At 67.3% G+C, this 5493-nt stretch carries 8 protein-coding genes and 1 pseudogene; 6 read left to right on the forward strand and 3 right to left on the reverse strand.

The features are described from left to right. Nucleotides 1-266: pseudogene (locus AC1DVT_RS17510) on the forward strand (NAD(P)/FAD-dependent oxidoreductase); the annotation flags it as partial. A 30-nt stretch (nucleotides 267-296) separates the two neighbouring features. Here AC1DVT_RS17510 and AC1DVT_RS17515 read toward each other — a convergent pair. Next, nucleotides 297-668, reverse strand: a complete 372-nt coding sequence (locus tag AC1DVT_RS17515) for an ARPP-1 family domain-containing protein (RefSeq protein WP_477390378.1) — start codon at nucleotides 666-668, stop codon at nucleotides 297-299. Then, nucleotides 665-1243: an ARPP-1 family domain-containing protein gene (locus AC1DVT_RS17520; protein WP_477390380.1), complete on the reverse strand. Its 579-nt coding sequence runs from the start codon at nucleotides 1241-1243 to the stop codon at nucleotides 665-667. Before AC1DVT_RS17520 ends, AC1DVT_RS17515 begins: the two co-directional genes overlap by 4 nt. 174 nt (nucleotides 1244-1417) lie before the next feature. On the opposite strand from AC1DVT_RS17520, the gene AC1DVT_RS17525 reads away from it, so the two are divergent. From AC1DVT_RS17525 to AC1DVT_RS17540, 4 genes are all read left to right on the forward strand, one after another. After that, nucleotides 1418-2179 (forward strand): NUDIX hydrolase, encoded by a 762-nt coding sequence (locus AC1DVT_RS17525; RefSeq protein ID WP_477390382.1) that lies wholly within the window; start codon nucleotides 1418-1420, stop codon nucleotides 2177-2179. Beyond that, nucleotides 2176-2571, forward strand: a complete 396-nt coding sequence (locus AC1DVT_RS17530) for a PNPOx family protein (protein ID WP_477390384.1) — start codon at nucleotides 2176-2178, stop codon at nucleotides 2569-2571. Before AC1DVT_RS17525 ends, AC1DVT_RS17530 begins: the two co-directional genes overlap by 4 nt. A 43-nt stretch (nucleotides 2572-2614) precedes the next feature. Beyond that, entirely contained in the window at nucleotides 2615-2950 is a 336-nt protein-coding gene (locus AC1DVT_RS17535) for a hypothetical protein (RefSeq protein ID WP_477390386.1), read from the forward strand. A gap of 61 nt (nucleotides 2951-3011) precedes the next feature. Continuing rightward, the gene (locus tag AC1DVT_RS17540; protein ID WP_477390388.1) at nucleotides 3012-3902 is read left to right on the forward strand and encodes an HNH endonuclease; all 891 of its coding nucleotides are present in this window, start codon (nucleotides 3012-3014) and stop codon (nucleotides 3900-3902) included. Here AC1DVT_RS17540 and AC1DVT_RS17545 read toward each other — a convergent pair. Beyond that, the gene (locus tag AC1DVT_RS17545) at nucleotides 3887-4285 is read right to left on the reverse strand and encodes a (deoxy)nucleoside triphosphate pyrophosphohydrolase (protein WP_477390390.1); all 399 of its coding nucleotides are present in this window, start codon (nucleotides 4283-4285) and stop codon (nucleotides 3887-3889) included. The two genes, AC1DVT_RS17540 and AC1DVT_RS17545, sit on opposite strands and share 16 nt — an antisense overlap. A 301-nt stretch (nucleotides 4286-4586) precedes the next feature. Here AC1DVT_RS17545 and AC1DVT_RS17550 point away from each other — a divergent pair. Then, nucleotides 4587-5493, forward strand: a 907-nt coding sequence (locus tag AC1DVT_RS17550; protein ID WP_477390392.1) for a hypothetical protein, incomplete at its 3' end; no start/stop codon positions are given.

Consider the following 5493-nt stretch of genomic DNA (forward strand, 5'->3'; position numbering starts at 1 on the left):
GGGTGTTCGCCGAGCGCCAGGCGGCCGCGGCGGCGCGCCGGATCGCGGCGCACCTGCGCGGCTCGGCGGCCGAGGCCGAGTACGACGGGCACGGCACGTGCTACGTCGAATTCGGCGACAGCCAGGTCGGCATCGTCGATGTGTCGTTCTTCGACGGACGACCGCACGGGACTCTGCTCGGTCCCGGCCCGGAGTATGCGACCGACAAGGCCGAGTTCGGCCGCTCCCGGATCCGCCGCTGGTTCGGGCGGGACTGGGACGTATAGCCCGTCGCCCACCCCGACCCCGACATCGACCTAGACGAGCACCGGGTGCGCCCGATTGAACGCCGTGAGGTGGAGCATCCCGGTGCGGTGGCCCGCGGCATCCGTCGTCCACGATGTCGCGATCGCGGTCTGCCCGTCGGCAGCCGCGATGTGGCGGATGCCGCGTCCCCGCGATGCGTCCCGCCGCGGGGTGAGCAGCATCCGTGCGGCGAAGTCACGGGCCTCGGTGCCAGACGTCGCGATCTGGGCGTGGCCTGCGGCGTCGAGGGCCGCGGCATCAAGGATGCCCTTCCAGCGCGTCTTCAGCCCGTACTCGGAACCGAAAACCTCAACGGCAGCCACGCGTCCGCCGATGCCGACGATCACGCCGCGCTGGCCGTCGATGGGGCGCAGGCCACTCACGTCGGGCAGCGCAGAGGCCGCGGGACCGGTGGTGACCCGGGCAGCACGCCCAGCCTCTGCCCCCGAATCTGGCGGCTGTGCGAGAGATGATCGGTCAGAGCCGACGTGCGGCTCATGCCGTGGCGACGCTCGAGCCGCGAGATGCGCTCCCACACTTCGCCCTGGTCGAGCGGAACGGCTGAGCCGGCGTGGGTGCCGTAGCGGACGGAGTACGGGGTGCGCAGCGAGGTCGCGCGGTGGCGCTCATCGCCGCCGCCCCAGCGGCCGTGCTCGACGCACCGCACCGGCAGCACGCGCGCTTCGCCGGGGTCGAGCACCATCGTCTCCGCGGCCGTGCGGTCCTGGTGGCCGCCGATGAAGAGGTCGCCTTCGATGATCGCGCGCGGGCGATCGCTGGTGTTGCGGATGACGAGCTCGGCCACGACCGCGTTGCCCGTGCGCTCCTCGACCACGAGCGGGTCGGAGCGCCAGCCGATCCCGCGGGTCGCGGCACCCTCGACCCACACCGGAAAGAGGGTCAGCGCGCCGCGCTGTGTGCCGGCGCCGACGTGGAGCCGCGGAAGGAATGCATTCATGACGTGTCCTCAGTTCAGTACCCCAAGTTAGAGCGAATTCGCCCTAACGCCTATTAGAGCCGATTCGCTCTAACCATGTCAAGTGCAGGATGCCACGGCCTTCCGACATCCGTCATTTCAAGGGATCTCGACGCGGCACTCAAGGGATTAGGGTGACTCTGCGACAATGGCGTCATGGTGTATCGAGACTCATCCGGGCGCTCGTTGACGGAGTACCCGAGACCGTCCATCGCCGTGGACACCGCCGTGCTGACCGTGCCGGACGGGTTTCCGCTGTCGGTGCTGGTCGTGCGCGATCCCGAGTCGCGTACGTATCGGCTGCCCGGCACGTTCCTTCACGAGGGGGAGCGGCTGGCGGATGCCGTCGAGCGCTCCCTGCGGGCGAAGACGGGGTTGCGTGCTGTCGGCGCCCACCAGCTGCGCGTCTTCGACGCACCGCAGCGCGATGATCGCGGCTGGGTGCTGTCGGTCGCGCACCTCGCCGCGGTGCCGGCGCGCAAGTTCGAGCACGTCGACGGACCGTACGACCGCCTCGGCGCGCGCGGCGCGGGCGTTCTCCCGCCGTCGAAGGCCGACGCGACTCCGCCCGCCCTCCAGGCGGCCCGCGATCGCGACATCGCGCTCATCCCGGTGGAGAAGGCGCGAGGCCTCGATTTCGATCACGACGAGATCGTGCGGCGGGCCGTCGAACACATGCGGCGGGAGTACCGCGCGCGTCCTGACCCGTTCCGGCTCCTCCCCAGCACCTTCACGCTGCGCGAGTTGCACGTCCTGCATGAAGCCGTCGCCGGCACGTCGCTGCCGCGCGACAGCTTCCGCCGCACCATGGAGCAGCGCCTCTACGAGACCGGCTCCCTCTCGAGCGGACACGTCGGCAAGCCCGCGCGCGAGTTCTCACAATCGCCGTCGCGCGCCAACCGCGGGACCCTTCGATGACTCTGAAGGACCGCTGGCTCGCCTTCGTCGGCCGCCATCTCAACCCCGCCACGCTCGCCGCAGCCAAACGCGGGAAGGGTCCGTTCGCGTTCGTGCGACACACCGGCCGACGGTCGGGCAAGACGTTCGAGACCCCGCTCGTACTCGCCCCGGTGCCCGAGGGCTTCATCGCCGAACTCACCTACGGCACCGAGGTCAACTGGTATCGCAACATCCTCAAGTCCGGCGGCGAGATCGGCCACCGCGGCCGGACGTACCGCATCACCTCGGTCGAGGACTATCCGCGGGAGGCCGGACTCCGCGCCTTCGGCGGCTTCAGAGCAATAGTGCTCCGGATGCTGCGCCGCAAGGATTTCCTCCTGATCCGTGCGGTCCCGGTCGAGGGGGAGTGATGCGTCGCTGCCGGTGTCGTCGCCGAGTGGCAGCATTCTGCCCATGACAGCTCTGGAACTGCGGATCACCCGCCCGATCGACCCCATCGAAGTGCTTGAACTCATTAGCAACGTCTGGCGCGACGTGAGCCCCTGGGTGCATGCGATCGATGCGCGCGACGGCGGGTGGGATGTCGTCTTTGACGATGGGATGACGGATGCCGCAACCCGTCGTTTCCTGTCGCCCGAGGACGTCGTGCCGGCGATTCAGCGCGGCCTTGACGAGGGCGTGCTCTGCTGCGGCGATGCCTTGAGCCGCGAAGAGCTTGGCTACGGATGTGCCCAGGACGTGGATATCGTGCTGCAGTTCGCGCTGCTGGGGGAGCTGGTCTACGGGTGACTTCCTAACTGGCGGTCGAAGGAATCGACGTAGGCGTGGTGGACGCTGCTATACATCGAAGATGACGATGCGCAGTCCAGAGGAACAACGTGCCATACGAGAGGACATCTTTCGCTGGCTGCAATCGTTTGAGGACAGCGGCGGTTATGAGCTCAGCAGACAAACTCTTCTGAACTACTCGTACCGGGGTGAACGCATTCCGCTGCTCGACACGGGACGAGGAATTCGGAACCMTGCGGACTTCTCGTCAACGCTCACCCTCATGTCCGGGTGGAAGCAGAACCAGTACAACGACCTGCACAATGACGACGGCTGGGTGACGTACTCCTATCAGGCGCGCGACGGTGGTGACAATGTCAAGCTGATACGCGCAATTGAGGATCGCGCTCCGATCGCCTACTTTCGCGCGATTCGGGAGGGYCACTACATCGCTCACTATCCGATCGTCATCGCCATGAATGACCCTGGTCGGCGTGAAGTGCGTTTCCCCTTGGTCCCCGACCTGGCAATCTTCGGTCAGCGGAGCGGCATGACTGAAGAAGTCAAACGCTACGCCGATCGAATCGTGAAGCAGCGGCTTCACCAGCCCATCTTCCGAGCAAAGGTCATGCACGCGTACAAGCACTCCTGCGCCGTCTGCAACCTCCGTCACCCCGAGTTGCTCGACGCGGCGCACATCCTCAGCGACGCATCTGAGGCCGGTGTCCCGCACGTGACGAACGGACTATCGCTCTGCAAGATCCACCACACCTCGTACGACGTGAACCTGCTCGGGATCACGCCTGACTACGTGGTCCGGATAAACGAGGATCTGCTCAACGAGGTGGACGGTCCGATGCTTCGCCACGGGCTTCAGGAGATGCATGGCCGCACACTCCAGGTCCCTGATCGACTGACCGACAGACCTTCTCAGGAGGCGCTCGCAGCGAGATTCGCTCAGTTCGCAGCGTAGAGCCCGGCGGCGGTGAGCAGCCGCACAGCCGGTCGGTCGGCGTCCGCCCACTCCAACTCCGCGAGCCGTTCACGCCGCACCCACTTCAGTGCGTCGTGATCGGTGCTCGTCGTTGGACGTCCACCATCGAGCGCGGCGAGGAGGCACACGAGCCGAATCCCGGCCGTGTCGTCCGTCGTCAGGTGACCGGTGACGCGGATGCCGAGTTCCTCGCCGATCTCACGTACAAGCGCTTGAGGGGCGGACTCCCCGGGCTCGATCTTGCCGCCGGGAAATTCCCATTTGCCCGCCGCGGCCTTGCCCGCGCGTCGGCGGCAGGCGAGGAAGAGTCCGGCGTCCTCGATCACAGCGGCGACGACTTCGAGCGGGGATTCGGAAGGCACAGCTCCATCGTGGCACCGCGACAACTCACCCCGCTGGTGCTGTTGTTGCCCCGAACCATTCTGGCGCCTCGCCAGCACCATCACGTCCCGGGCCGGAGGAGCGTCGGGTCCAATCCATGTTGTCGATGAGCCAGCCGGGAGGCGGTCCGCTCGCTCTCGTGCTGTCATGTCAGCGATTGCCGTTCCCCAGCACTGCTCCCCAGCCGCGTCGAGGCGAACCTAGTGGCTGCGCGCCGCCGAATGTCGTACCCGTCCCATACGCTCGCAGGCATCTCGATCGTCTTGGCCGGAAGGAGGGATCGTGACCGAGCACGTCCAGTCGTCCGCCGACGTCGTCGCCCTTGCCGACCGCATCATGAAGAGGCGGCTGCGCCCGCTGGTGGTGGTGTCGACGGACCCGCATACGGGTGTTGTCGCCCACGATCAGGCAGAGCTCGAGCGAGAACTCGCCGACATCGCCGAACTCTTCCTGATCCCCACCGGAGACCTGACCCGCGAGCTCGACTCGCTCCTGCCCGACAAGACCCAGGTCTACGGCGGCGCCGGGCGGTCTTATCCGCACGACTTCATCACTGATCCGCACTGGCGCCGCTCGCCGCTGCGATTCCCGAGCGCAAAGGCGACACAGCAGCTCATCGGCGACGTGCTTGGCCATGCCGGCGCGGCGGGATTGTTCGCCAAGCCGTCGGAGCGGCGGGTCGCGGCATCCGGAGTCGTGAAGGGGTTCATCGCCGACGGAACCCGCGCGATCGTCGACGTCGACGGCCGCGGTCACGCGACGATCTCAAGTGAGCTGACCTACCCGCCGATTCCGCTCGAGTGGAGTCTGCACACTGGTCAACGAGTCACTGGCGTGCTCGATCTCGACGCCAAGCTGCTGCTCGTCGAGACGCCGCGACCGACGCAGGCCGAACTCGAGAAGGCATTTCCGCATCGGTGTGTCACCCTCGCGCTGGTGCGCAAGGTCACCGCCGCGCGCGCAACGCTGCTGCTGCACCCCGCGGTCGAGTTCGTCCTCCGCGGCCGGGACATCTCGCCGAACCCGCTCGATACGGTCGACCTGCTCGTTGCCGAAGGGGATGTGGTCGCGGCCCGTGTCACCCACCTGAGCGACGGCACCCTGCACCTCTCACTGGTCGACGTCGACGACGACGATCCGATCGTCCCGCCGCTCGCGCTCACGGCCGGCGGTCGCCCCTGGCTCACAG

Source organism: Microbacterium sp. P2_F9, assembly GCF_056403635.1.